Raw genomic sequence first — 23,514 nt, 5'->3', positions numbered from 1 at the left:
CGGGCGACTAGATGTGGGCGTTTTCGAGGCGGTGATCAGGGACCCGGTCCGTCATCCCAGCAGTCAACCAGCGCGGACGGGGTGCTTGGGTCGCGGAGGCTGCGTGGGGCGGGCGAGGACCACCATGTTGTCGGAGTAGGCGCCGGCCGCCGAGTCGTAGCTGCCGCCGCAGGTGATGAGCACCAGCAGCGGTCGGCCGCGGTCGGAGAACAACGATGCCAGCGCCGCCACACTGGTGCGGGGCTGGAGGAAGCGGTCGGTGACGACGTAGCCGAGTGCCTGGTCGTCGTCGGACAGCTCGACCTCGTCCCCGACGTCGAGCTCGGCCATCAGCGCGGAGAACCCCACGCCGAACCGCGCCGAGTCGAGGTGCCCGGCCAGCACCACGTTCCCGTACGGCGCCCCGGCCTGGGAGCCTCCGGTCCACCAGCCCATCCGGGCGGGGTCGGGCGGCAGGTCGAGGGTCTCGTCGACGCTCGTGCCCACCGGGTCGACGGGCGCGGTCTCGGGGTCGTGGGCATCGATGAACGTGACGGTCGTGGGTGAGAAGGGCCTGCGACCGGGATGCGCCGGTCGTGCGCGTCGCGCCGTCGGCGCCGACCGATGTCCGGGCTCGGGCTGCTCGGAGGAAGGAGGTGCGACCGGGGGGCTCGCCGGCAGCGGCAGCGCCGGACCGTCGGCTGCGACGGCCCGCGTCGATGCCGGATCCGGGTGGCTCGCCCCGAGCGACCAGACGCCGGCGCAGGCCATCACGACGCCACCCACCAGCAGGGCGAGCGTGCGGCCCATCAGTGGCGGCGCAGCCTTCGCATCCCCAGGGCCACCAGCGCGGCACCGCCGAGCAGGAGCCAGACGCCGGGCCGCGTCACGATCGGCGAGGTGGCGTCAGCGGCTGCAGCCATGCTGCCGTCGCCGGCGGGCACCGACGTTGGCACCGTCGCGTCCGTGCTCTGCACCGGAAGCACCTGCACGATCGCATCCATCGTCTGGTCGGCCGCTACCCCGACCGCGAAGACGCGAGTGAGGGCGCTGCCGGCGACCTCGAGGTCCACCGGGCCCAGCACCACCGGCCCGTCCGTCGCGGCCGGCACGATGTCGACGGGGTACACCCCGGTGGGGACCACGGCCGTGATCTCCTCCGCACTGGCCACGTCAGCCAGCAGCACCTCGCCGTTGACCCGGATGTCGGCAGGTGGCGCCGACGCCGTGTGCGCGACCGTGACGCGACCGCTGCCTGCCTTGACCGGCGCCAGGTCGTTCTCGAACGTGGTGAAGAGCGGCCGCCCGGTCGGGTCGACCGGGCGGTGGAGCACGACGTCGAGGCTCTCGCCCGACTCGACCTCCACCGTGGCGGTGACCTCGGCGCCGCCGGGGTCGGTGGCGGTGACGGTGTGGCTGCCGGCCGCCAGCTTGACGGGCCCGAGGATGTCCTTGGGACCGGCGGCGGCACTGAGCTCTTCGTCGTCGAGCGTGATCGACCACGTCGATCCGGTGACGCCCTGGATGACGAAGACGGAGGCTGCCGGCGGCGCCGAGCCCCCGGCCGCCGACGGAGCCGCTGACACAGGCGCAGACACGGTGGTCGCGACGACGGCGACGGCCAGCGCGGTGAGGATTCGGCGAACCTTCATGGAGCCCCCCTCATTGATGAGGGCTGGAGGCTACGTCAGCGCACCGGGGATACCATCCCCCATTTTGTCGACGTCGGGGGCGGGTCTCCGCGCGTACCTTGATGTTGTCCGCACTCGTCGCCGACCGGGTCACCGGAGGGATGCCATGGCATCAGAGGAGGTCGAGACCGAGGAGGCCGGCGACCTCGGCTGGCGCGGGCTGGTGGTCGTGGCTGCCACGCTGCTGACGGTGGCTGCCATGGCGCTCGCGATCCGGGCCTCCTTCTCCCGCGACGAGCCCGACCCGACGGGGCTGCCGGACATCGTCCCGATCGCCTCCCAAGCAGCCGTGGTCAAAGCGGCACCACGACTCGAGGTCGAGGTCGTGCCGCTGGCGTCAGGGGATGTCAACGTGACCGAGGTGCTCCGCACCAGCAAGCCCCTGCTGGCCCTGGAGCTGCGCCTGCCACCGTCGACCTCGTCACGCCCGCTGGGCACCGCGCCCCGGGTGCTCGACCTCGAGCTGGACGCGGGCGACGTCAGGATGTCCGTGCCGCCCGCGGGCGCCGCCGGTCCCTGGGAGGTCCGGCTCCCCGAGCCCAGCGTCGTGGTGACCTTGACCTACCGGCTGGTGGGTGCCACGACCCACAGTGCGGCGGCCGCGAAGCGTCGCGTCCTGGTGCACGTGCGGCCACTGGCCTCCGCTGCCGGTCCCCCTGATGCATCGGTGGTGATGGAGATTCGCGACGTCAGCGTTCACAACATCGTGTGCCCGGACCTTCCCGTCGAGGAGCAGCTGTGCGGCCGGGAGGACGGCGGGCTGTGGCGGACCACCACGATCCCGGCAGCCCAGTCGACGGTGGTGACCCAGATCGACCTGCCACGGGGCTGATCAGTGCGACTGCTGGGCCATCCACGACGCGTGCAGGCCGGCGTACACACCCTCGACCTGGACGAGCGCGGCATGCGGGCCGCGCTGGACGATCCGGCCGCGGTCGACCACGACCACCTCGTCGGCGGCCTCCGCCGTCGAGAGCCGGTGGGCGATGGTCACGCTGGTGCGGCCGCTCATCAGGCGTTCGAGGGCACGACCGATGCGCATCTCGAGGGCCGGGTCGACCGACGAGGTCGCCTCGTCGAGGACGAGCAGGTCGGGGTCGGCGAGGTGGGCCCGCAACAGCGCGACGAGCTGGCGCTCGCCGGCCGACAGGGACTCACCGCGCTGGCCGACCTTGGTCTCCAGCCCGCGCGGCAGCCCCGCGAGCCAGTCGGCCATGCCGAGCTCCTCGGCGCTCGCGAGGATCTCCGCCTCGGTGGCGTGCAGCCGGCCGTAGCGCACGTTGGCCGTGATGGTGTCGTCGAAGAGGAACCCCTCCTGCGGCACGAGTACGACGCTTGAGCGCAGGCTGGCCTGGCGCACCTCGCGCACGTCGATCCCGTCGAGCAGGACCGCGCCGTCGGTGGGGTCCATCAGCCGGGTGAGCAGCTTGGCGAAGGTCGACTTCCCGGAGCCGGTCTCGCCGACGATGGCGACGCGGGTGCCGGCCGCGATGTCCATGGTGACGTCCTGCAGCACCGGCGGCCCGCCCGGGTAGGAGAACTCCACCGCCTGGAAGGAGACGTCGATCGGGCCGCGCGGCAGGGCGCGCCCCTCCTCGCCGGGGTCGACCAGGTCGGCGGGCGTCTCGAGGATGCCGATGACCCGCCGCCACGACGCGATGGCGTTCTGGGCGTCGGTGAGGATCTGGGTGCCCATCTGGACAGGTCCCACGAACAACGTGACCAGGAACGCGAAGGCGAGGATCGTGCCGGGCGTCATGTCGGAGGTGAAGCCCAGCAGCACGCCCACCACCAGGACCCCTGCGTTGGCGAGTCCGGCGGAGATGCCGCCCAGCGAGAACGACACGACGGTGAACCTCTGGGCGCGGGTGCTGGCCGACTTGAACTCGTCGATCGCGTCGTCGATGCGCTGCTGGGTGCGCCCCTCCACGGCGTACGAGCGGACCACCGCGGCACCGACGACCGGCTCGGAGATCGCCGAGAGCAGCACGCCCACCTGCCGGCGTACGACGCTGTAGGCGTCGGACAGCTTGCGCTGGAAGTAGCGGATGGAGCCGAACAGCGGTGCGAAGGAGAGCCACACGACGAGCGCGAGCTGCCAGCTGTAGATGACCATGATCACCGTCGCCACGAGCATCTGGCCGACACTGACCACGAAGATCAGGCCGCCGAACACCAGGAACTGACTGACCTGGTCGACGTCGGTGGTGACCCGCGAGACCAGGGCACCCCGGCGCTCGGTGTTCTGGGTGAGCAGCGGGAGGTCGTGCACGTGCCGGAAGGCCTTGATCCGCAGCGTGGCCAGCCCCCGCTCGGAGGTGGTGAACAGCCGGCTGGTCATGAGGTACGACGCGGTGCTGGTCACGCCGATGGCGACCGCGCAGATCACGCCCATCCACACCACGAACGAGACGTCGGGGCCACCGGACCCGGCCAGCCCGCGGTCGAGGGTCTGCTGGACCGCCACCGGCACCACGATCTGGCCGAGGGAGGCCACCACGGCCAGCAGGAGCGTGACGCCGATGCCCTCGCGCAGCTCGGGAGAGAAGTGGACGCCACGGCGGATCGTCTCCATCGCGCCGATGTCCTCGCCCGACTCGACGAGGGTGCCGGCGTCGCGGCGCTCGGTGGTCACGGCGGTCATCAGCTGTCCTCCGCGGGAACGTGCTCGTAGGCATTGACGAGATGGGCGTAGCCGGGGCTCCGACGGAGCAGCTCGGCGTGCGTGCCGCGGTCGCGGACCCGGCCGTCCTCGAGGTGGACCACCTCGTCGGCGAGCGCGATCGTGGCCTTGCGGTAGGCGACCACGACCAGGGTGGTGTCACCGCCGGCGTTGCGCAGGCTGGCCAGGATGCGCGCCTCCACCTCCGGGTCGACCGCCGACGTGGCGTCGTCGAGGATGAGCAGGCGGGGGCGGCGGACGAGCGCACGGGCCAGTGAGATGCGTTGGCGCTGGCCTCCCGACAGGGACGTTCCGCGCTCACCCAGCATCGAGTCGAGGCCGTGCTCCAGGGCCGCCACGAAGCCGTCGGCCTGGGCGTCGCGCAGAGCGGCCCAGACGTCCTCGTCGGGGATGTCGGCGCCGAGTGTGACGTTGCCGCGGACGGTGTCGTCGAAGAGGAACGCCGTCTGCGGGACCGTGGCGACCGCCCGGGCGAGGGCTCCGGGGCGGAGCTCGCGGAGGTCCACCCCGTCGACGGTGATCGCGCCGGCGTCGGGGTCGACCAGCCGGGTCATCAGGTTGGTCAGCGTGCTCTTGCCGGAGGCCGTGGCACCCACGATGGCGACCGTGCGGCCGGGCTGGACGCTGAACGACAGATCCCGCAGGAGTGGCACGTCGTGGTCGTAGGAGTAGGCGAGGCCGTCGACCTCGAGGCGGGCGCCGCGGGCAACCGACGGGAGCACGGCGTCGCCGTACTCCATCGATCCGGTCGCGTCGATGACCGCCTTGGCCCTGCGGTAGCCCACGACGCTGCGCGGGAACTCGCCGAGGAGCCAGCCGATCGCCCGGATCGGGAAGGAGACGATGGTGAGCAGGTAGGCCACGGTGACCACGTCGCCGGCGTCTGTGGCCCCGCTCATCACCCGCTCGACGCCGACCGCGAGCACCACCAGGACGCCGAGGTTGGGCAGCGAGGCGAGGGTCGGGTCGAAGGCGGCGCGGATGCGGCCGGCGCGGACGTTGACGTCGCGCAGCTCGTGGGCCTTGGCGGTGAACCGGTCGGTCTCCTCGGTCTCGCGGCCGAGGGTCTTGACCACCATCGCGCCGTCGAAGGACTCGTGGGCGATCTCGCTGACCTCGGCGCGCAGGCCCTGGGCGCGGGTCATCAGCGGAGAGGCGAGCCGCTGGTAGGCGAGGTTGGCGACGACGACGGCCGGGAAGACGAGCAACCCGACGACCGCCATCACCACGTCGGCGAAGAGCATCTGCGCGATCGCGATGACCATCATGACGAGGGTGCCGAGCGCCATCGGCAGCGGCGCGATCGGGCCCCAGGCCGCCTCGACGTCGGAGTAGGCGTTGGAGAGCAGCTGCCCGGTCGGGTGGCGCTGGTGCCACTCCATCGGCAGGGAGAGGTACTGGCGAGTGACGGCGCGACGGGTGTGGGCCTGCATGCGGTACTGCATGACGCCGGCGCCGAGGCGGCGCGCCACGATGCCGACCGCGCGCAGGATGGCCACGCCGAGGAAGAGCCCGACGACCGCCCAGAGCATCCCGGTGCCGATCTCGCCGTCGCGGAAGGCGGGGATCACCACATGGTCGGTCGACCAGCCGAGCACCCACGCGTCGGCGACCGTCAGGACGGCGAACAGCACGCTGCCGAGCGTGGACAAGATGAAGATCGCCGGCTCACGGCGGATGCCCACAGCCAGCACGCGGAATCCGGCGCTCGTCGTGCCTCGTCGGTCGATCCTGCCTGCTGACCGAGCCGTCTGGTCACTCACTCGCGCGTCCGCCTCCCCGTTCCTTGTCGCCCGCAACCACCTGGCCGGGTCAGGCTATTCCCCGGCACCGACACTCACCGAATCGTTTGCCGCGTCCGGCCACGCCGCCGCGTCACGTACGTCGGTCAGGAAAGCCACGTCGATCCCTACGCAACCGCGACCGGGGCATCTAGCCTGTGGTGGCGGGGTGCCGTCCTGACCCCGGCGGCAGCGGACCCTCGGAGTCGCCCCGACCCGATCGCCCGACCCGACTCCGGGAGTCCCGCATGACCCGCACGCTCACGGTCTCGGTAGCTGCCCTCACCACCACCCTGACCGTGATGTCGGGGGCCTCCGTCCCCAGCGCCGAGGCGGCCCCCCGTCCGTCGCGGACCAAGACGTCAGCCACCTGGTCCGCGCGGTCGGCCGTCGCCGGCTCGCTGGTCACCGTCACGGGCACGGTCGGGGGCAGCGTCAAGGGCAGCGTCAAAGGCAGGGTCACGGGCGGGGTCACGGGCGGGGTCACGGGCAAGGTCCCCGGCGAGCGACGCGTCGTCCTCCAGCAGCGGACCGCCTCCGGGTGGCGCAGGGTCGACCAGGCCCGCTCATCGAGCGACGGCGCCTACTCGTTCGTGGTCCCGACGGACTGGCTCTACTCGAGCAAGATGAGAGTGCTCAGCACCCGCTCGAGAAGGGCGCGAGCCGATGCATCCAGTGCGAAGAGGATCACCGTGGAGCCGGGATACCAGCCCGCCGGCAGCCCGGGGGCCTGGCGCCCGATCCGGAGAAGTCCCCGCTACCGCATCAATCCCTGCCAGACGGTGAGGTACCGCCTCAACTCGACCCAGGGCCTTCCCGACCCCGAGACGGCGCAGCAGGCGTCCCAGGCGGCGCTCGGGGCGGTCACCATGGCATCCGGCGTGCGGTTCGAGTACGCCGGCACCACCGGCTACGTCCCGGGCGCCAAGGGACGCTGGCCCCGCCGGACCGACCTGGTGATCGCCTGGGCCAAGCCCTCGGAGACGCGCTGGCGGATCGGCGAGGGAGTCTCCGGGCGAGGCGGCGCGGTCGACTCGCGCTGGGCTCGCGACGCACGGGGGCGCAGGGTCGCCGAGATGTACCGCAGTGGAGTCGTCCTCGACGCGCTCGAGCCCGCCATCGACGCCACCAACACCATCCAGATCCTCCAGCACGAGCTCGGTCACGTGATGGGCCTCGGCCACGTGAACGACCCGCTCCAGCACATGAACGGCCACGGCGGCGGCTACGACGTACCGCCTCTGCAGTGGGGCGCCGGCGACCTCACCGGGTTCCGCAAGGTCGGGGTGATGGCCGGCTGCCTGCGCTGAGCCAGGACGTGCCTAGGTCCGCAACCGTGACAGGAAGGCGCGCGTGCGCTCCTCCTGCGGGTCGCCGAGAACCTGCGCGGGCGTGCCCGACTCGTGGATCGCACCGTCGTGCAGGAAGCAGACCGTGTCGGCGACGTCGCGCGCGAAGCCCATCTCGTGGGTGTTCAGCAGCATCGTCACCCCGTCGTCACGCAGCCCGGTCAGCAGGTCGAGCACCTCCCCCACCAGCTCGGGGTCGAGTGCGGACGTCACCTCGTCGAGGAGCATCAGGCGAGGGTTCGCCACCAGTGCGCGGGCGATCGCCACCCGCTGCTGCTGGCCGCCGGAGAGGTCGTCGGGTCGGGCGGCAGCCTTCTCTGCCAGCCCCACTCTCTCGAGCATCGCCCTGCCCCGCTTGTCGGCCTCGGCCTTCGCCACCCCGTGCACCTTGCGCAGCGCCAGCGTGACGTTGCCGAGCACGCTCAGGTGCGGGAACAGGTTGTAGGCCTGGAAGACCAGCCCCATCCGGGACCGCACCGCGTCGGCGTCCACACGCGGGTCGGAGACGTCTTCGCCCTCGAACGTGATGACGCCGTCGTCGACCGTCTCGAGCAGGTTCGCGCAGCGCAGCAGCGTCGACTTGCCCGACCCCGACGCGCCGATCAGCACCACGCACTGACCCGGCTCGACGGCCAGGTCGATGTCGCGCAGCACCACGTGCGGCCCGAAGGCCTTGCGCACCCCGCGCATCTCCAGCAGGGCCGTCGCCTCGGCCGGTGAGCTCGGTCGCTCGCTCACAGCACCCTTCGGTGAGCTCGGTCGCTCGCTCGTTCCTCGCTCGACTCCGTCGCTCACAGCATCCCCCCGGCCCCGTGGAACCCCTGCTTGCGCGCGAACCAGTCCGTGGCCCTGGCCATCGGGATCGTGAGGCAGATGAACAGCACCCCCGCGACGACGTACGGCGTGTAGTTGAAGTCCTCGGCCGTCTCGATCTGGGCCGCCCGGATCGCGTCCACGACGCCCAGCACGGCGATCAGGCCGGAGTCCTTCTGCAGCGACACCAGGTCGTTCATCAGCGGTGGCAGCACCCGGCGCCACGCCTGCGGCAGCACCACATGGCGCAGCGTCTGTCCGGTGCTCAGCCCCAGCGACCGGCCCGCCAGTCGCTGGGAGGGGTGGATCGACTCGATGCCCGCGCGGAAGACCTCCGCGACGTACGCCGAGTAGGAGAGCACGAGCGCCGTGCAGCCCCAGAAGAGCGCCGAGGTGGGCAGCCCCGACAGCTTCAGCGCCGGACCGCCGAACCCCAGGAGGAGGAGCAGGAGGAGCAGCGGCAGGCCGCGGAAGACGTCGACGTATGCCGTGCCGATGAGGCGCAGCGGGAAGGCGACCGGGCCGCGGATCGTGCGCATCACGGCGATCGTCAGGCTCAGCGCCAAGATCACGACGGCGCAGACCGCCATCACCCGGATGTTCAGCCACAGCCCGTCGAGGACGGCCGGGAACGAGTCGACCGCCTTGTCCCAGCTGAAGTAGGTCTCGTGGACCCGCTGCCAGCCGGGCGAGGTGACCACGGCCGCGGCCGCTCCCCCGACCAGCACCGTCGTGCTCGCCACGGCGATGAGCGCACTGCGCACCGACCGACGCCGGCGGTAGGCGTCCCGCTCGACCTGTACCGGGGAAGGCTGCCAGCCGTCGGTACCCGCGGTCATCGGGCGCCCATCAGGAGAGCTCGGGAGCGCCCTGCTGGGCCAGCCACTCCTCGGCGAGCTGGTCGAGGGTGCCGTCCTCGCGCAGCGTGTCGACGGCCTGGCTGACGCACGTGGTGAGCGGGCTGCCCTTGTCCAGCACCGCGCCGAACTGCTCCACGTCCCCGGACGCTGCGGGCAGCTGGCCGACGATCACGCCGTCGTCGAGCTGGGCCGCGGTCATGTAGTAGGCGGTGGGCAGGTCCACGACGATGCCGTCGATCTGGCCGTTCTCCAGTGCCTGGACGGCCTGGTCGTTGGTGTCGTACGCCGCGGCGTCCTGGGTGCTCTGGATCTGCTCGCTGATCGCGACGTAGCTGGTCGTCCCGACCTGGGCACCGAGCTTGGCGTCCTTCAGCTCGGCCAGGGACCCGGCGCCCTCGATGGGGCTGCCTTTCGTGGTGATCACGGTCTGGCGGACGTCGTAGTAGCCCGACGAGAAGTCGACGGCCTTGCGACGCTGGTCGGTGATCGAGACCTGGTTGAGGTCGAAGTCGAACTTCTTCTCCCCCGGGCTGACCACCGCGTTGAACGGCATGGTCACCCACTCGACCTCGTCCCTGGCGAAGCCGAGCTCCTCGGCGATCGCGAAGGCGACGGCGGACTCGTAGCCCTTGCCGTTGCTGGGGTCGCTGTCGACGAACCACGGCTCGTAGGCCGGGTCGTCGGTGGCGACGGTGAGCACACCGTCGGCGAACGTGTCGAGCTGGTCCTTGGCGCAGTCGGAGGCCGCCGTCTCGGTGGTCGTGGGCTCCTCCTCGTCCGTCGGGGCACCGCAGGCGGCGAGCAGGACGACGGAGACGGCGAGAGCGGCGAGACCAGCGGTGGCTGACGGGATCGTGGGCATGGCCAGATCCTAGGTGCCGGCCCCCGGTCGCGACTGCTCTTCGCCGCTGCTGAGACCGCTCAGCGAACGGGATGCCCCGACGCCGACAGTGCGTCCTTGACCTCCCCGATGCGCAGGGTGCCGAAGTGGAAGACCGTGGCGGCGAGTACGGCGTCGGCGCCGGCCTCGACCGCGGGGGCGAAGTGCTCGGTGCGCCCGGCGCCCCCGGAGGCGATGACGGGGATGCTCACCTCGCGACGTACGGCCCGGATCAGGTCCAGGTCGAAGCCGTCCTGGGTGCCGTCGGCGTCCATCGCGTTGAGCAGGATCTCACCGGCGCCCAGAGCCGCCGCGTGGGCAGCCCACTCGATGGCGTCGAGCCCGGCCGACCTGCGGCCGCCGTGCGTGGTGACCTCGAAGCCCGAGTCGGTGCCCGCGCGGCGCGCGTCGACCGACAGCACCAGCACCTGGTTGCCGAACCGGTCGGCGACCTCGCTGATCAGCTCGGGCCGGTGGATGGCGGCGGTGTTCATGGCGACCTTGTCGGCGCCGGCGCGCAGCAGTCGGTCGACGTCGTCCACCGACGACACTCCCCCGCCGACGGTCAGCGGGATGAAGACCTCCTCGGCGGTGCGCGACACGATCTCCATCGTGGTCGCGCGACCCTCGTGCGAGGCCGAGATGTCGAGGAAGGTGAGCTCGTCGGCACCCTCGGCGTCGTAGGCCCGGGCGAGCTCGACGGGATCGCCGGCGTCGCGGAGGTCCACGAAGTTGATGCCCTTGACCACCCGGCCGCCGTCGACGTCCAGGCACGGGATGACGCGTACGGCGAGGCTCACGTCGTCCGCTCCGGGAGGGTCAGGGCGAGCGCGTCCTCGAGGGTGAAACGGCCCTCGTAGAGCGCCGTCCCGACGATCGCGCCCTCGACGCCTTCGCCGACCAGACCCTGCAGCGCCTCGAGGTCGGCGAGCTCGGTGATCCCGCCCGAGGCGACGACCGGGCGGTCGGTGGCCGCACAGACGTCACGCAGCAGCTGGAGGTTCGGGCCCTGCAGCATGCCGTCCTTGTCGACGTCGGTGACGACGTAGCGGGCGCACCCCTCGGAGTCGAGGCGGGCCAGCACGTCGTAGAGGTCGCCGCCGTCGCGCGTCCAGCCACGGGCCGCCAGGGTGCGGCCGCGCACGTCGAGACCGACCGCGACCCGGTCGCCGTACGACGCGATGGCGGACGCGCACCACTCCGGGGACTCCAGGGCGGCGGTGCCGATGTTGACCCGACGGCAGCCGGTCGCCATCGCGGCCTCCAGCGACTCGTCGTCGCGGATCCCGCCGCTCATCTCGACCTTGATGTCGAGGGCTCCCACGATCCGCGCCTGGAGCTCCCGGTTCTGGCCGTGCCCGAAGGCCGCGTCGAGGTCGACGAGGTGGATCCACTCGGCGCCCGCGGCCTGCCAGCGCAGCGCCGCCTCGATCGGGTCGCCGAAGCGCTTCTCCGAGCCGTCGACTCCCTGGACGAGCTGGACGGCCTGACCGCCCTTGATGTCCACCGCGGGCAGGAGTTCGAGGTAGTCGCTCATGGAGCCGATCCTAGAAGTCGGGCGCCTGGCCGGTGACCGGCCGCGTGGACGCGAGACGGAGCGCGAGCGCTCCGTCCCGGTTCAGCGCCAGGTGGGGGCGACCTCGCGCGCGTAGCGGCGGCCGAACACCCTCGACATCACGGCCACGACCGGCCCGGGGATGGTCGCCCGCAACGAGGCGAGCTCCCGCTCGCTCGCGCCGTCCTGCATCCAGGCCAGGGCGCTGCCGGCGTCCGCCAGCGCCGCGGGCCGGAGCCTCTTGGCCACGGCCTTCCACTCCGGGTCGTCCTCGAACTGCGCGACGAGGGGCTCGACGTCCTGCTCCTCGTGCTCGAGGTGGCTGTTGATGACCAGGCTGGACCGGGACACGACGTCGGCCGCTGCGTGGGCGCGCACCGCGGTCGGCTCGCCGACGACCTCGTCGATCGCGCGACTCGCGTCGGCGAGCGCGTCCCTCATGGCGGCATGTTCCCCCTCCATGGTGCCCATCAGCTCGGCGTCCAGGCCGCGGGAGAGCAGGAAGGGCCACACCAGCTCGTCCTCCGACTCGTGGTGGTGGGTCAGCTCTCGGACCAGGTTGCGCCAGGCACCCTGCAGCTGCCTTGCGCGAGCCCGGTCACCCTCGGGCAGGGCGCGCAGTGCGCGCTCGGTGCGTGCCACGTCACGGCGTACGGCAGCGTGGATGATCTGGTTCATGCTCATCGTGGCCATGCACGGAAGTTAGCCAGCCGCCCGCGCCGACGCGACCCCCATTTGGCTCAGAGTCAGCGGCGACGGGGAAACATCAACGTGTAGAAGACGGGAGCGCCCAGGACGGTCACCATGGCGGCCAGCACCTGAAGCCGCAGGTCGGACCAGATGAACCAGATCATCAGGTTCAGGAGCACCAGCCCGGCGAAGAACATCGTCGTCTGCTGCCTGCGACGGCGGGCGAGGGTGCCCATCTGCCGGCTGTGGCCGCGGTCGGGCGCCCACCCGGTCAGCCGCCTCTTGCGGGCGGCACTGCGGGCGCGGCGCTCCTCCTCGGCCGCCCGGGCGGCCGACCTGATGGCCGCCTCCCGCTCGCGCTCCTCGCGCCGGCGGGCCCGCTCCTTGCTCACCGGGGGCTCACTGGGGGCTCACTGAGGTCTCAGACCCGTCACCCAGTTGCGCAGCAGCGCGGCCCCCGCGTCGCCGGACTTCTCGGGGTGGAACTGGGTGGCCGTCAGCGGGCCGTTCTCGACCGCCGCCACGAACCGGTCCCCGCCGTGCTCGGCCCACGTCACGAGCGGGGCGCGGGTGCGGTCGTTGGTCACCAGCGTCCAGTCGCGGACGGCGTAGGAGTGCACGAAGTAGAACCGCTCCCCCTCGATGCCCGCGAATACGGACGTGCCGTCGGGGACCTCGACGGTGTTCCAGCCCATGTGGGGTACGACGGGCGCCTGGAGCCGCTCTACCGTGCCGGGCCACTCACCGCAGCCCTCGCTGGTCACGCCGTGCTCGACGCCGGTCTCGAAGAGCACCTGCATGCCGACGCAGATGCCGAGCACGGGCCGGCCGCCGGCCAGCCGTCGGCCGATCACCTCGTGGCCGCGGACCGCGCGGAGGCCCGCCATGCAGGCGGCGAACGCGCCCACCCCGGGCACGACGAGCCCGTCGGCGTCCTGCGCTGCCGCCCGGTCGGCGGTGAGGGTGACGTCGGCGCCGGCGCGCTCGAGCGCGCGGACCACGGAACGGACGTTGCCCGACCCGTAGTCGAGCACGACGACGGTGGGCTGCTTCTCGGCCACGGTCAGAGCGTGCCCTTGGTCGAGGGCACGCCGGGCTCGCGCGGGTCGAGCGCGACCGCGTCGCGCAGCGCCCGGGCCACCGCCTTGAACTGCGCCTCCACGACGTGGTGCGGGTCGCGGCCGCCCAGCACCCGCACGTGCAGCGCGAGGTGGGCGTGGAAGGCCAGGGTCTCGAAGACGTGACGGGTCAGCGAACCCTGGTAGGCGGCGCCGCCCGGCTCGCCGCCGCCACCGATGGCGACGTACTCCTGGCCGGCGGGCTCGCCGGTGTGCACGCAGTAGGGCCGGCCGGACACGTCGACGACGGCCTGCACCAGCGCCTCGTCGAGCGGCACGGTGGCGTCGCCGAACCGACGGATGCCCTGCTTGTCGCCGAGCGCCTCGCGCAGCGCCTGGCCCAGCACGATCGCGGTGTCCTCGACGGTGTGGTGGGCGTCGATGTGCGTGTCGCCGCTGCTGCGCACCTCGAGGTCGATGAGCGAGTGCCGCGAGAACGCGGTGAGCATGTGGTCGTAGAACCCGACTCCGGTCGAGACGTCGCTGCGCCCGGTGCCGTCGAGGTCGATCGAGACGTGGACCTTCGACTCGTGGGTCGTCCGGTCCAGCCTGGCGGTGCGGCTCATGCTGCCTGCTCCTTCATCACGTCGACCAGTGCGTCCTTGAATGCGTTCATCTCGGCCGGCGTGCCGATCGAGACCCGCAGCCACCCGTCCGGCCCGGTCTCGCGGATCAGCACACCGCGGTCGAGCAGACCCTGCCAGACCGCGCGCCGATCGGCGAACGTGCCGAAGAGCGCGAAGTTGGCGTCGGAGTCGGCCACCACCAGGCCCTGGGCGCGCAGCCAGTCGACCGTCGCGTCACGCTCGGCGCGCAGGTCGGCCACCCGTGCCAGCAGGGCGGGCGCATGCCGCAGCGCCGCCAGCGCCGTCGCCTGGGTGACCGCGGAGAGGTGGTAGGGCAGCCGCACGACCCGGATCGCGTCGCAGATCTCCGGGGCGGCGGCGAGGTAGCCCAGCCGAGCCCCGGCCAGCGCGAAGGCCTTGCTCATCGTGCGCGAGACGACCAGGTTGCGGTGGCGGGGCAGCAGGTCGAGCGCGCTCGGCACCCCGGGACGCCGGAACTCGCCGTACGCCTCGTCGACGACCACGACCCCGTCGCCGGCCGCCTCGCAGAGCATCGACACCTCCTCGGGAGGCAGCGCGGTCCCGGTCGGGTTGTTGGGCGAGGGCAGGAGCACGACGGCCGGGCGGTGGGCGAGCACCAGCTCGCGGGCGGCCGCCGCATCGAGCGAGAAGTCCTCCTCGCGGCGCCCGACGACCCACTCGGTCATGGCGTCGCGGGCGTACTCCGGATACATCGAGTACGTCGGCGCGAAGCTCAGCGCGCAGCGGCCCGGGCCACCGAAGGCCTGCAGCAGCTGCAGCATCACCTCGTTGGAGCCGTTGGCGGCCCACACCTGCTCGGCCGCCACCGGGTGCGTGCTGTCGCCGCTGAGGTAGCCGGCCAGTGCCTCGCGCAGCGCGGTGAACTCGCGGTCGGGATAGCGGTTGAGGGTGGTCGCGGCCTCCGCCACGGCGGCGGCGATGTCTGCGACGCAGTCCGCCGGCGGCGGGTAGGGGTTCTCGTTGACGTTGAGCTGCACGGGTACGTCGAGCTGCGGCGCGCCGTACGGCTGGATGCCGCGCAGCTCCTCGCGGAGCGGGGGGAAGGTCATCGCTCGAACCGCACCGTCACGGCGGCACCGTGGCCGGGCAAGTCCTCGGCCGCGGCGAGCGTGACGACGTGGTCGGCGACCTCGGCCAGCGCGGCGCGGGAGTAGTCGACGACGTGCATCGCCTTGAGGAAGGACCGCACCGACAGCCCGCTGGAGTGGCAGGCGCATCCGGCGGTCGGCAGCACGTGGTTGGAGCCGGCGCAGTAGTCGCCCAGCGACACCGGCGCGAAGGGGCCCACGAACACCGCCCCGGCGTTGCGCACCTGGGCGGCCAGCGACGACGCGTCGATCGTGTGGATCTCGAGGTGCTCGGCCGCGTAGGCGTTGACGACCTCGAGCCCCTGCTCCATGTCGTCGACCATGACGATGCCCGACTGCTGCCCGCCGAGGGAGACCTGGATGCGCTCAGTGTGGCGGGTGGCGAAGACCTGCTTGTCGAGCTCGGCCTCGACCTCGCCGGCGAGGCGCTCGGAGTCGGTGACGAGCACGGCGGCCGCCAGCGGGTCGTGCTCGGCCTGGCTGAGGAGGTCCGCAGCGACGTACGACGCCTCCGCGGAGTCGTCGGCCAGGATCGCGATCTCCGTGGGTCCGGCCTCGGAGTCGATGCCGACCACACCCTTGAGCAGCCGCTTGGCGGCGACCACGTGGATGCTGCCCGGGCCGGTCACCAGGTCGACGGGGCGACAGGGGCCGGCGCCGTACGCGAACATCGCGATCGCCTGGGCGCCGCCGACGGCGTAGACCTCGTCGACGCCGAGGAGCGCGCAGGCGGCGAGGATCGCCGGCTCGGGGAGCCCGCCGTTGCTCTTCTGCGGCGGGCTCGAGAGCGCCATCGACCGGACGCCGGCGACCTGGGCCGGGACGACGTTCATCAGCACGCTGGAGACCAGGGGTGCCAGCCCACCGGGCACGTAGAGGCCGACCCGGTCGACCGGGACCATCCGGTGGGTGACGGTGGCCCCGTCGGACAGCCGGGTCACGACGTCGCGCTCGAGCTCGGCCTCGCAGGTCAGCCGGAGCCGGCGGATCGACTCGTCGAGGGCGGCGCGGACGGCCGGGTCGAGGTCGGCCAGCGCCTGCGTGAGCGCCTCCTCGGGGACCCGGATGTCGTGCTGCTCGATGCCGTCGAAGCGCTGTGTCAGCTCCACGATCGCGTCGACCCCTCGGGCCCGCACCGCGTCGCAGGTCGGCCGCACCTGATGGGTCGCTGCCTCCACGTCGAAGTCGGCGCGCGGCACGGCGGACCGGTAGTCGACGGGCCTGCCAGGGCTGGCAGTGCCACGGAGGTCGATGCGGCGGATCATGGGGTGATTCTAGGTGGGTACGGCGCCCCGGCCCGCGCCGCCGTCCGCCGGTCGGGCGAGGCTGCACGTGCCGTGCCCGGTGCGGGGCTAGTGTCGGAGCGTGAGCGACCCGCAGCCCACCTTGCCGATGTTCCCGCTGAACACCGTGATCTTCCCGGGCGTGCAGGTGCCTCTGCACGTCTTCGAGGACCGCTACCGGGCGCTGATCCACCACCTCCTGCGCGAACCCGACCCGGAGCACCGCCTGTTCGGGTCGGTCGCCATCCGCGAGGGCTACGAGGTCGGCGACCACGGCGCCCAGTCGCTCTACCGGGTCGGCTGCCGGCTGCAGCTGGGCGAGGTCGAGGCCAACGCCGACGGCACGTTCGACATCGTGGCCCTCGGCCGGGACCGGATCCGCCTCGACGGCCTGGAGACCGACGGCGAGTTCCCCGCCGGCCGCGTCAGCGACTACCCCGAGCCCGACGCCGATGTCGACGCCGAGATCACCGACCGCGCTCGCGCGGTCTTCACCGCCTACCGGGCCCGGGTGAGCGAGTTCCGCGGCGACCCGTTCGCCGGCAGGCTCCCCCGCGACCCCCTCTACCTGTCCTGGACCCTCGCCGCCCTGGCGCCGCTGCCGATGGCGGAGCGGCAGAGCCTCCTGGAGGCCGAGGACCCGCAGGAGCGGCTGATCCTGGTGACCGACCTGCTGCGCGCCGAGCTGCGGGCGATGAACGCGATCCCGTCGCTGCCGGCCACCGACGTGGCGCGGACCCGCTGGTCACCGAACTGACGCGCACAGCCTCCCCATGGCCTGCCGGCGGTGAGCCAGCCACATTCCGGGACGAGGCGAATGTGGCTGGCGCACCGCTCGGGATGACCAACGCGGACGGGCTCAGTCGGTGGTGAGCTTGACCAGGCCGTGCGAGACGCCGTCCTCGACCCAACCCGAGATGCCGAACGCCGAGAGCGGCTCGACGTTCTCGGCGATGCTCGGGTCGTCGCCGGAAAGGGACTTCAGCCAGTCGCCGTTGGCGTCGAAGTTGACGAACAGCAGGGCGCCGGCCTTGTCGGACTCCTCGATGACGTCCTGGTAGGCCTCCGTGCTGCCGAGCCCGCCGTCCTCGGCGAGCTTGGCCCGGTAGTCGGCGTTGGGGCCCACCGCGAGGTAGTCACCCTTGGCCTCGGTCTCGAGCAGGGACGCCTGCTCCCCGAGCTGCGGCGTGATCTTGGCGAGGACCGCCTCGATCTCGTCGGGGTCGCCCTTGATCTTCACGCCGACCGGGATGTCGGCCGGGCCGCCGCCGTTGAAGATCGCCTCGGGGTCGATGTCGCTGCCGACGGCGATCGCCACCGAGTCGCCGACGAGCGTCTCGGCGTCCTCGGGGAAGCTCAGGCCGGTCTGCGCCTCCAGGTCGGCGATCATCGACTCGACGTCGACCTCGCTGCCGGACATGGACGAGAACCGGTCGATCGCGCTGGAGAACCAGTCGTCCGCGAAGCCCACGCCGACGGCGGCGAGGGTGTCCTCGGGCAGGGTCTCCACCGCGTCGCCGCCGCGGTCGCTGCCGGACAGCGTGTCGGCCTGCTTGCCGACGTCCCCGGCGACCTCGAACTCCAGCGCCCCGTCGTCGAACCGGATCGTCGCCGCAGCGCCCTCGAAGTCCTTGAGCGCGTCGGTGACCTCCGGCGGGACGGACGGCGCCGGGGTTTCGGCGTCGGTCGCCCCCATGTCGCCGTACATCTCGTCGATCTCGTCGTCGGTGAAGCCCATCTCGATCAGCTCATCGCGCGGCACGGGCGGCGCCTCGGCCTCGGAGTCGACGCCGGACAGGGCGCCGACCTGGTCCTCGAGCGTGCCGAGCTGTGAGGCGAAGTACTCACCGGCGGCCGGGGCGGCGTACATGCTGACGATCCCGGCGTCTCCCGCCTCGTCGATCCACCGCTTGTAGGACTCGTCGTCCGCGAGCGACTTGTCGGCGGCCGCATCCACGACCTGGCCGGCGATCTCGTCGGTCTCGGCGAGGATCGCCCAGTCACCTTCGATCTTGTAGCCGCCGGTGGGGGCGCCGTCGCCGCCCTCCTCGGTGGTGGCGGACTCCCCGCACTCCTGGAGCTTCGCGAAGCCGTCCTCGGCCTTGCCGGCGTCCTTGACCTCGATCACCCCGACGGGGTGCGGCTGGTCGTCGCCGGTGTCGACGGCGGCGAACGCCATCCGGTCACCCAGCCACGGCTTGACGTCCTGGTCGTAGTCGATCGACTCGCAGGCTCCGGACTTCTGGAGCTCCTCGAAGAACCGCTTGCGGAGGTCGTCGTCGGTCTGGAGGCCGACCTCGTCACGGAACGCCGGGAACTTCCGCAGCGTCTTGAGGGCCTCGATCTTCTGGCTGCCGCTGGGGTCGAGGTTGATCGAGGCGTAGCCGACGGTGCCGGCCGGGAGGGCCTCGGCCGCCTGGGCGCCCGCGCTCATGAACGTCGAGATGCCGTAGGCGGCTCCGCCGACGACGACGAGGCCACCGAGGACGGCACCGGCGATGATGGCCTTCTTCTTGCCGCCTCCGGAGGACCCGGCGGGAGCGGGGCCGACCGGCTGACCACTGCCACTGGCGAGGTACTCGGGCTGACCGTAGCCCGGCTGGCCGTACGGCGGCTGCCCTTGTGGCGGCTGGCCGTACGGCGGCTGCCCCTGCGGCGGCTGGCCGTACGGGGGCTGCCCCTGTGGCGGCTGGCCCTGCGGATCCTGCGGGCCTTGCGGGCCCTGCGGCGGAAACTGATCGGACACGGTGACTCCCCCTGACGATGGGACGACAAGGGCCGTCCCGGCGCGAACACGTTGGGGGCAGCCTACCCGCGCGGACCCACTGTCAATCCCTCGATGGACGCCGAGGTGCGAGCCCCAGCAGCAGCCCCGCGAACGCCAGCAGGGCACCTGCCGGGAACGCCACGAACGCGGCCGAGTCGAGGGCGTAGGGGCGTGGGTGGAGGCCGGCGCCGCCGACTCGCAGGTCGCCCGGGATCGCGGTCAGGTCGTCGGCCCCCGCGGCGAGCGTGGCCGGGTCGGGCGGGCCCAGGTCGTGGCCGACGTGGAACATCAGCCACCCGGCCAGGAGGGCGCCCAGCGTGACCGTCACCAGGCTGGCGACCTCGCCGTCGCGGGTGAGCAGCGCAGTGCCGGCCCCGAGCACGATGCCGCCCGCGGCCGCGATGAGGATGTACCAGCCGGTGCCGGAGAACTCGGTCGGGAGGCCGTTCTCGTCGAGCACCCAGTGTCCGCGGTAGGCAACCCCGGAGGGCGGGGTCCACACCCATTCCCACACGACACCGGCCAGCGCACCCAGCGCAGCAGCGAGGAGCAGCACGACCACGGCGCGCAGCAGCCACCGCGAGACCTGCCCGCGGGGCCTGGTCAGCCTGGTCAGCTGGCCAGGCATCCGGGTCCCAGGAGCTGCTTCAGGTCGGCGACGAGGGCAGGCGAGGGGGTGACCCGCAGCCGCTCGTCGAGGCGCATCACGGTCGTGGAGGCCCGGGTCATCAGCCGCAGCTGCACCTCGGTCACGCCGGGATGGGTGGCCAGCACCTCGCGCAGCTGGTCGACGGTGGCGGCGGTGCATCGCGTGGCGGGCATCGAGATGACGACAGGCCCGGATGGCCCGTCGGACAGGTCGGGCTTGGTGACCTCCTGGCCGCGAAGCTCGGGCTGGTCCTTGTCGCGGGACAGCTGGCCCTTGACCCGGATGATCGCGTCCTCGACGAGGTACGGCGATGCCAGTTGGTAGGAGCTCGGGAAGAGCAGCACCTCGATGGCGCCGTCGAGGTCCTCCAGCGTGACGGTGGCCCAGGCGTCACCACGCTTGGTGATCTTGCGCTGCACAGACGTGATCAGGCCGCTGATCGTGAGTGTGCTGCCGTGCGCTCGCTCCTCGTCGAGCATCAGCTGCCCGATGGTGCAGTCGGTGCCGCTGGAGAGAACGTGCTCGAGGCCGTTGAGCGGGTGGTCGGACACGTACAGCCCGAGCATCTCGCGCTCGTGGCCGAGGAGGGTCATCTTGTCCCACTCCTCGATGTCGGGCACCGGCACCGACACCCCGAAGCCCTGCTCGGCCTCGTCGAGCCCGCCGAAGAGGGAGTCCTGGCCGATGGCCTCGTTCTTCTTGATGTCGATGTACTGGTCGACGGCCGACTCGTGCACCGCCACCAGCGCCCGGCGCTTGTGCTTCATGTCGTCGAAGGCGCCGGCCTTGACCAGCGACTCGATCACCCGCTTGTTGCAGACCAGCGCGGGCACCTTCTCCATGAAGTCGTTGAAGTCGGTGTAGCGGCCCTTCTCGGTGCGCGCCGCGACGATGCCCTCGACCACGTTGTGCCCGACGTTGCGGATGGCGGTGAGCCCGAAGCGGATGTCGTTGCCGACGGGGGTGAAGTCGGACGCCGACTCGTTGACGTCGGGCGGGAGCACCTGGATCTTCATCCGGCGGCACTCGTTGAGGTAGATCGCCGACTTGTCCTTGTCGTCGCGGGTCGAGGTGAGCAGGGCGGCCATGTACTCGGCCCGGAAGTTGGCCTTGAGGTAGGCGGTCCAGTAGGACACCAGGCCGTACGCCGCGGAGTGCGCCTTGTTGAAGGCGTAGTCGGAGAACGGCAGCAGGGTGTCCCAGAGCGTCGTGACGGCAGACATGGAGTAGCCGCGCTCGACCATGCCGGCGGAGAAGCCCTCGAACTGCTTGTCGAGCTCCGCCTTCTTCTTCTTGCCCATCGCGCGGCGGAGGATGTCGGCCTGGCCCAGGCTGTAGCCGGCGAGCTTCTGCGCGATCGCCATGACCTGCTCCTGGTAGACGATCAGGCCGTAGGTCTCCCCCAGGATCTCCGCCAGCGGCTCCTCGAGCTCGGGGTGGATCGGCGTGACCGGCTCGCGCCCGGTCTTGCGGCGGGCGTACTTGTTGTGGGAGTCGGCGCCCATCGGGCCGGGGCGGTAGAGCGCACCCACGGCCGAGATGTCCTCGAACTTGTCGGGTCGCATCGAGCGCAGCAGCGCGCGCATCGGCCCGCCGTCGAGCTGGAAGACCCCGAGCGTGTCACCGCGCTGGAGAAGCCTGTAGGTCGCCTCGTCGGTGAGCTCGAGCTCCTCGAGCACCACGGTCTCGCCGCGGTTCGCCTCGATGTTCTTGATGGCGTCGTCGAGGACGGTGAGGTTGCGCAGCCCCAGGAAGTCCATCTTGATGAGGCCGAGCGCCTCACACGTCGGGTAGTCGAACTGGGTGATCATCGCGCCGTCGGCGGGCCGCTTGAGCATCGGGATGATGTCGAGCAGCGGCTCGCTCGACATGATCACGCCTGCGGCGTGGACGCCCCACTGGCGCTTGAGGCCCTCGATCCCGATGGCGGTGTCCACCACGCGCTTGACGTCGTGGTCGCCGTCGTAGAGGGCGCGGAACTCGCCGCCCTCGCCGTAGCGCTTGTGGTTGGGGTCGAAGATGTCCTTGAGCGGGACGTCCTTGCCCATCACCGACGACGGCATCGCCTTGGTGACGCGGTCGCCCATGGAGAACGGGTAGGCCAGGATCCGCGAGGAGTCCTTGACGGCCTGCTTGGCCTTGATGGTGCCGTAGGTGACGATCATCGACACGCGGTCGTCGCCGTACTTGTCGGAGACGTAGCGGATGACCTCGCCGCGCCGGCGCTCGTCGAAGTCGATGTCGAAGTCGGGCATCGAGACGCGGTCGGGGTTGAGGAAGCGCTCGAAGAGCAGGCCGTGCACGAGTGGGTCGAGGTCGGTGATGCGCATGGCGTAGGCGACCATCGAGCCGGCACCCGAGCCGCGGCCCGGGCCGACCCGGATGCCCTGCTGCTTGGCCCAGTTGATGAAGTCGGCCACCACGAGGAAGTAGCCAGGGAAGCCCATCGCCGTGATGACCCCGACCTCGAAGTCTGCGCGCTGGCGGACCTCGTCGGAGATCCCCCCGGGGTAGCGGAACTGCAGCCCCTTCTCGACCTCCTTCACCAGCCAGGAGTCCTCGTTCTCGCCGTCGGGGCAGGGGAAGCGCGGCATGAAGGTGCCGTTGCCCTCGGTGAAGGAGACGTCGCAGCGCTCGGCGATGAGCAGGGTGTTGTCGCAGGCCTCACGCAGGTCGTACTTGTCGACCCACAGCGACCGCATCTCCTCGGGGCTCTTGATGTAGTAGCCGTCGCCGCTGAACGCGAAGCGCTGGCCCGGGCCGTCGCCGGCCGGGATGTCCATGGTGGAGCCGGAGTTGATGCAGAGCAGGTGCTCCTGGCTCGCGGCGTCCTCACGCATGACGTAGTGGGAGTCGTTGGTCGCCAGCAGCGGGATCCGGAGGTCCTTGGCCAGTCGCAGCAGGCCGTCGCGCACCCGGGTCTCGATGGACAGGCCGTGGTCCATCAGCTCGAGGAAGTAGTTGTCGCGGCCCAGGATGTCCTGGAACTCGGCGGCGACCCGGCGGGCCTCGTCGTACTTGCCGTAGCGCAGATGCACCTGCACCTCGCCCGACGGGCAGCCCGTGGTGCCGATGATGCCCTTGCTGTGGCGGGCGAGCAGCTCGCGGTCCATCCGGGGCTGCTTGAAGAAGCCGTCACGCCAGGCCCCCGTGGTCAACCGGAAGAGGTTGTGCATGCCCTCGGTCGACTCCGAGAGCAGGGTCATGTGGGTGTAGGCGCCGCGGGCCGAGACGTCGTCGGGGCCGCCGTCGTAGAAGTTGACGCCCTTGCGCTCGAAGCGGGAGATGTTGGGGGTGAAGTAGGCCTCGATGCCGATGATCGGCTTGACCCCGGCCGCCTTGCACGACTTGTAGAACTCATAGGCCCCGAACACGTTGCCGTGATCGGTCATCGCGATCGCCGGCATGCCCAGCTCGGCGGTGCGATCGGCCAGCTGCTGCAGGCGGGCAGCTCCGTCGAGCATGGAGTACTCGGTGTGCACGTGGAGGTGCACGAACGAGTCGCGAGAACCTTCAGCCATGGGCGGGGTGCTGCTCCCAACACGGGTCGAGACGGACAGGAACCAGGCAGCCCGGTCGGTGCGTCCGGGCGTCTGTCTCGGGGAAGAGCGTCAGCCTACGGGACCGGGCGAACCCACTGTGGCAGGGCGCACCGACAACTCGCGCCGACCCGGTGCTCGGTGTCGGGGGCCGCCACCCGGCATCCGGATCTCGTCGTCC

General features: G+C 71.5%; 21 protein-coding genes. 3 read left to right on the top strand and 18 right to left on the bottom strand.

The genetic code is table 11. From position 1 onward, the window contains the following. Window positions 1-63: 63 nt before the first annotated feature. Together ACP7BP_RS09005 and ACP7BP_RS09000 are read right to left on the bottom strand one after the other, a co-directional pair. Window positions 64-789 carry a class F sortase gene (locus ACP7BP_RS09005; RefSeq protein WP_426244238.1) on the bottom strand — a complete coding sequence of 242 codons (726 nt, stop codon included), beginning with the start codon at window positions 787-789 and terminating at the stop codon, window positions 64-66. Next, window positions 789-1,631, bottom strand: coding sequence for a DUF4397 domain-containing protein (locus tag ACP7BP_RS09000; protein ID WP_426244237.1), 843 nt, complete (start codon window positions 1,629-1,631; stop codon window positions 789-791). Before ACP7BP_RS09000 ends, ACP7BP_RS09005 begins: the two co-directional genes overlap by 1 nt. A 145-nt stretch (window positions 1,632-1,776) precedes the next feature. Between ACP7BP_RS09000 and ACP7BP_RS08995 the strand changes: the two genes are divergently transcribed. Continuing rightward, on the top strand, window positions 1,777-2,502 hold the full coding sequence (locus tag ACP7BP_RS08995; RefSeq protein WP_426244236.1) for a hypothetical protein: 726 nt from the start codon (window positions 1,777-1,779) through the stop codon (window positions 2,500-2,502). On the opposite strand, the gene ACP7BP_RS08990 is transcribed toward ACP7BP_RS08995, so the two are convergent. Both ACP7BP_RS08990 and ACP7BP_RS08985 read right to left on the bottom strand, forming a co-directional pair. Further along, window positions 2,503-4,314, bottom strand: coding sequence for an ABC transporter ATP-binding protein (locus ACP7BP_RS08990; protein ID WP_426244235.1), 1,812 nt, complete (start codon window positions 4,312-4,314; stop codon window positions 2,503-2,505). It abuts the gene before it with no gap. Then, window positions 4,314-6,116 carry an ABC transporter ATP-binding protein gene (locus tag ACP7BP_RS08985; protein WP_426244234.1) on the bottom strand — a complete coding sequence of 601 codons (1,803 nt, stop codon included), beginning with the start codon at window positions 6,114-6,116 and terminating at the stop codon, window positions 4,314-4,316. The genes ACP7BP_RS08990 and ACP7BP_RS08985 overlap by 1 nt, the downstream gene beginning before the upstream one ends. 266 nt (window positions 6,117-6,382) lie before the next feature. Here ACP7BP_RS08985 and ACP7BP_RS08980 point away from each other — a divergent pair, with 266 nt between their 5' ends. Further along, window positions 6,383-7,444, top strand: a complete 1,062-nt coding sequence (locus ACP7BP_RS08980) for a hypothetical protein (RefSeq protein WP_426244233.1) — start codon at window positions 6,383-6,385, stop codon at window positions 7,442-7,444. Between the two features lie 12 nt (window positions 7,445-7,456). Here ACP7BP_RS08980 and ACP7BP_RS08975 read toward each other — a convergent pair whose 3' ends face one another. From ACP7BP_RS08975 to hisD, 11 genes are all read right to left on the bottom strand, one after another. Beyond that, the gene (locus ACP7BP_RS08975) at window positions 7,457-8,221 is read right to left on the bottom strand and encodes an amino acid ABC transporter ATP-binding protein (RefSeq protein ID WP_426244232.1); all 765 of its coding nucleotides are present in this window, start codon (window positions 8,219-8,221) and stop codon (window positions 7,457-7,459) included. 53 nt (window positions 8,222-8,274) lie between these two features. After that, window positions 8,275-9,135, bottom strand: a complete 861-nt coding sequence (locus tag ACP7BP_RS08970) for an amino acid ABC transporter permease (RefSeq protein ID WP_426244231.1) — start codon at window positions 9,133-9,135, stop codon at window positions 8,275-8,277. A gap of 10 nt (window positions 9,136-9,145) precedes the next feature. Continuing rightward, the gene (locus tag ACP7BP_RS08965) at window positions 9,146-10,018 is read right to left on the bottom strand and encodes an ABC transporter substrate-binding protein (RefSeq protein ID WP_426244230.1); all 873 of its coding nucleotides are present in this window, start codon (window positions 10,016-10,018) and stop codon (window positions 9,146-9,148) included. A gap of 59 nt (window positions 10,019-10,077) precedes the next feature. Continuing rightward, window positions 10,078-10,836 carry an imidazole glycerol phosphate synthase subunit HisF gene (gene hisF / locus ACP7BP_RS08960; protein ID WP_426244229.1) on the bottom strand — a complete coding sequence of 253 codons (759 nt, stop codon included), beginning with the start codon at window positions 10,834-10,836 and terminating at the stop codon, window positions 10,078-10,080. Next, window positions 10,833-11,573 (bottom strand): bifunctional 1-(5-phosphoribosyl)-5-((5-phosphoribosylamino)methylideneamino)imidazole-4-carboxamide isomerase/phosphoribosylanthranilate isomerase PriA, encoded by a 741-nt coding sequence (gene priA / locus ACP7BP_RS08955; protein WP_426244228.1) that lies wholly within the window; start codon window positions 11,571-11,573, stop codon window positions 10,833-10,835. Before priA ends, hisF begins: the two co-directional genes overlap by 4 nt. Window positions 11,574-11,654: 81 nt before the next feature. Continuing rightward, window positions 11,655-12,284 carry a hemerythrin domain-containing protein gene (locus tag ACP7BP_RS08950; RefSeq protein WP_426244227.1) on the bottom strand — a complete coding sequence of 210 codons (630 nt, stop codon included), beginning with the start codon at window positions 12,282-12,284 and terminating at the stop codon, window positions 11,655-11,657. A 53-nt stretch (window positions 12,285-12,337) separates the two neighbouring features. Beyond that, window positions 12,338-12,673, bottom strand: a complete 336-nt coding sequence (locus tag ACP7BP_RS08945; protein WP_426244226.1) for a hypothetical protein — start codon at window positions 12,671-12,673, stop codon at window positions 12,338-12,340. Between the two features lie 18 nt (window positions 12,674-12,691). Beyond that, window positions 12,692-13,342 carry an imidazole glycerol phosphate synthase subunit HisH gene (gene hisH, locus ACP7BP_RS08940; RefSeq protein ID WP_426244225.1) on the bottom strand — a complete coding sequence of 217 codons (651 nt, stop codon included), beginning with the start codon at window positions 13,340-13,342 and terminating at the stop codon, window positions 12,692-12,694. A gap of 2 nt (window positions 13,343-13,344) precedes the next feature. Beyond that, window positions 13,345-13,965 (bottom strand): imidazoleglycerol-phosphate dehydratase HisB, encoded by a 621-nt coding sequence (hisB, locus tag ACP7BP_RS08935; protein WP_426244224.1) that lies wholly within the window; start codon window positions 13,963-13,965, stop codon window positions 13,345-13,347. After that, window positions 13,962-15,056 (bottom strand): histidinol-phosphate transaminase, encoded by a 1,095-nt coding sequence (locus ACP7BP_RS08930; protein WP_426244223.1) that lies wholly within the window; start codon window positions 15,054-15,056, stop codon window positions 13,962-13,964. Before ACP7BP_RS08930 ends, hisB begins: the two co-directional genes overlap by 4 nt. Beyond that, a complete protein-coding gene (hisD, locus tag ACP7BP_RS08925; RefSeq protein ID WP_426244222.1) occupies window positions 15,053-16,360 on the bottom strand; it encodes a histidinol dehydrogenase in 1,308 nt (435 codons plus the stop codon). Before hisD ends, ACP7BP_RS08930 begins: the two co-directional genes overlap by 4 nt. 100 nt (window positions 16,361-16,460) lie before the next feature. Here hisD and ACP7BP_RS08920 point away from each other — a divergent pair, with 100 nt between their 5' ends. Beyond that, complete coding sequence (locus tag ACP7BP_RS08920; RefSeq protein ID WP_426244221.1) at window positions 16,461-17,135, top strand: LON peptidase substrate-binding domain-containing protein; 675 nt, start codon at window positions 16,461-16,463, stop codon at window positions 17,133-17,135. Between the two features lie 102 nt (window positions 17,136-17,237). On the opposite strand, the gene ACP7BP_RS08915 is transcribed toward ACP7BP_RS08920, so the two are convergent. The 3 genes from ACP7BP_RS08915 to dnaE form a co-directional block, all read right to left on the bottom strand. Continuing rightward, the gene (locus ACP7BP_RS08915; RefSeq protein ID WP_426244220.1) at window positions 17,238-19,124 is read right to left on the bottom strand and encodes a DUF3352 domain-containing protein; all 1,887 of its coding nucleotides are present in this window, start codon (window positions 19,122-19,124) and stop codon (window positions 17,238-17,240) included. Window positions 19,125-19,206: 82 nt separating this feature from the next. Continuing rightward, the gene (locus ACP7BP_RS08910) at window positions 19,207-19,773 is read right to left on the bottom strand and encodes a hypothetical protein (protein WP_426244219.1); all 567 of its coding nucleotides are present in this window, start codon (window positions 19,771-19,773) and stop codon (window positions 19,207-19,209) included. Further along, on the bottom strand, window positions 19,758-23,315 hold the full coding sequence (dnaE, locus tag ACP7BP_RS08905; protein WP_426244218.1) for a DNA polymerase III subunit alpha: 3,558 nt from the start codon (window positions 23,313-23,315) through the stop codon (window positions 19,758-19,760). The genes ACP7BP_RS08910 and dnaE overlap by 16 nt, the downstream gene beginning before the upstream one ends. Window positions 23,316-23,514 lie beyond the last annotated feature (199 nt).

The organism is Nocardioides sp. LHG3406-4, assembly GCF_049897745.1.
In the GTDB taxonomy this organism is placed as follows: Bacteria; Actinomycetota; Actinomycetes; order Propionibacteriales; family Nocardioidaceae; genus Nocardioides.
The sequence above is the reverse complement of the archived record's forward strand: the minus strand, read 5'-3'. Positions and strand labels throughout refer to the sequence as shown.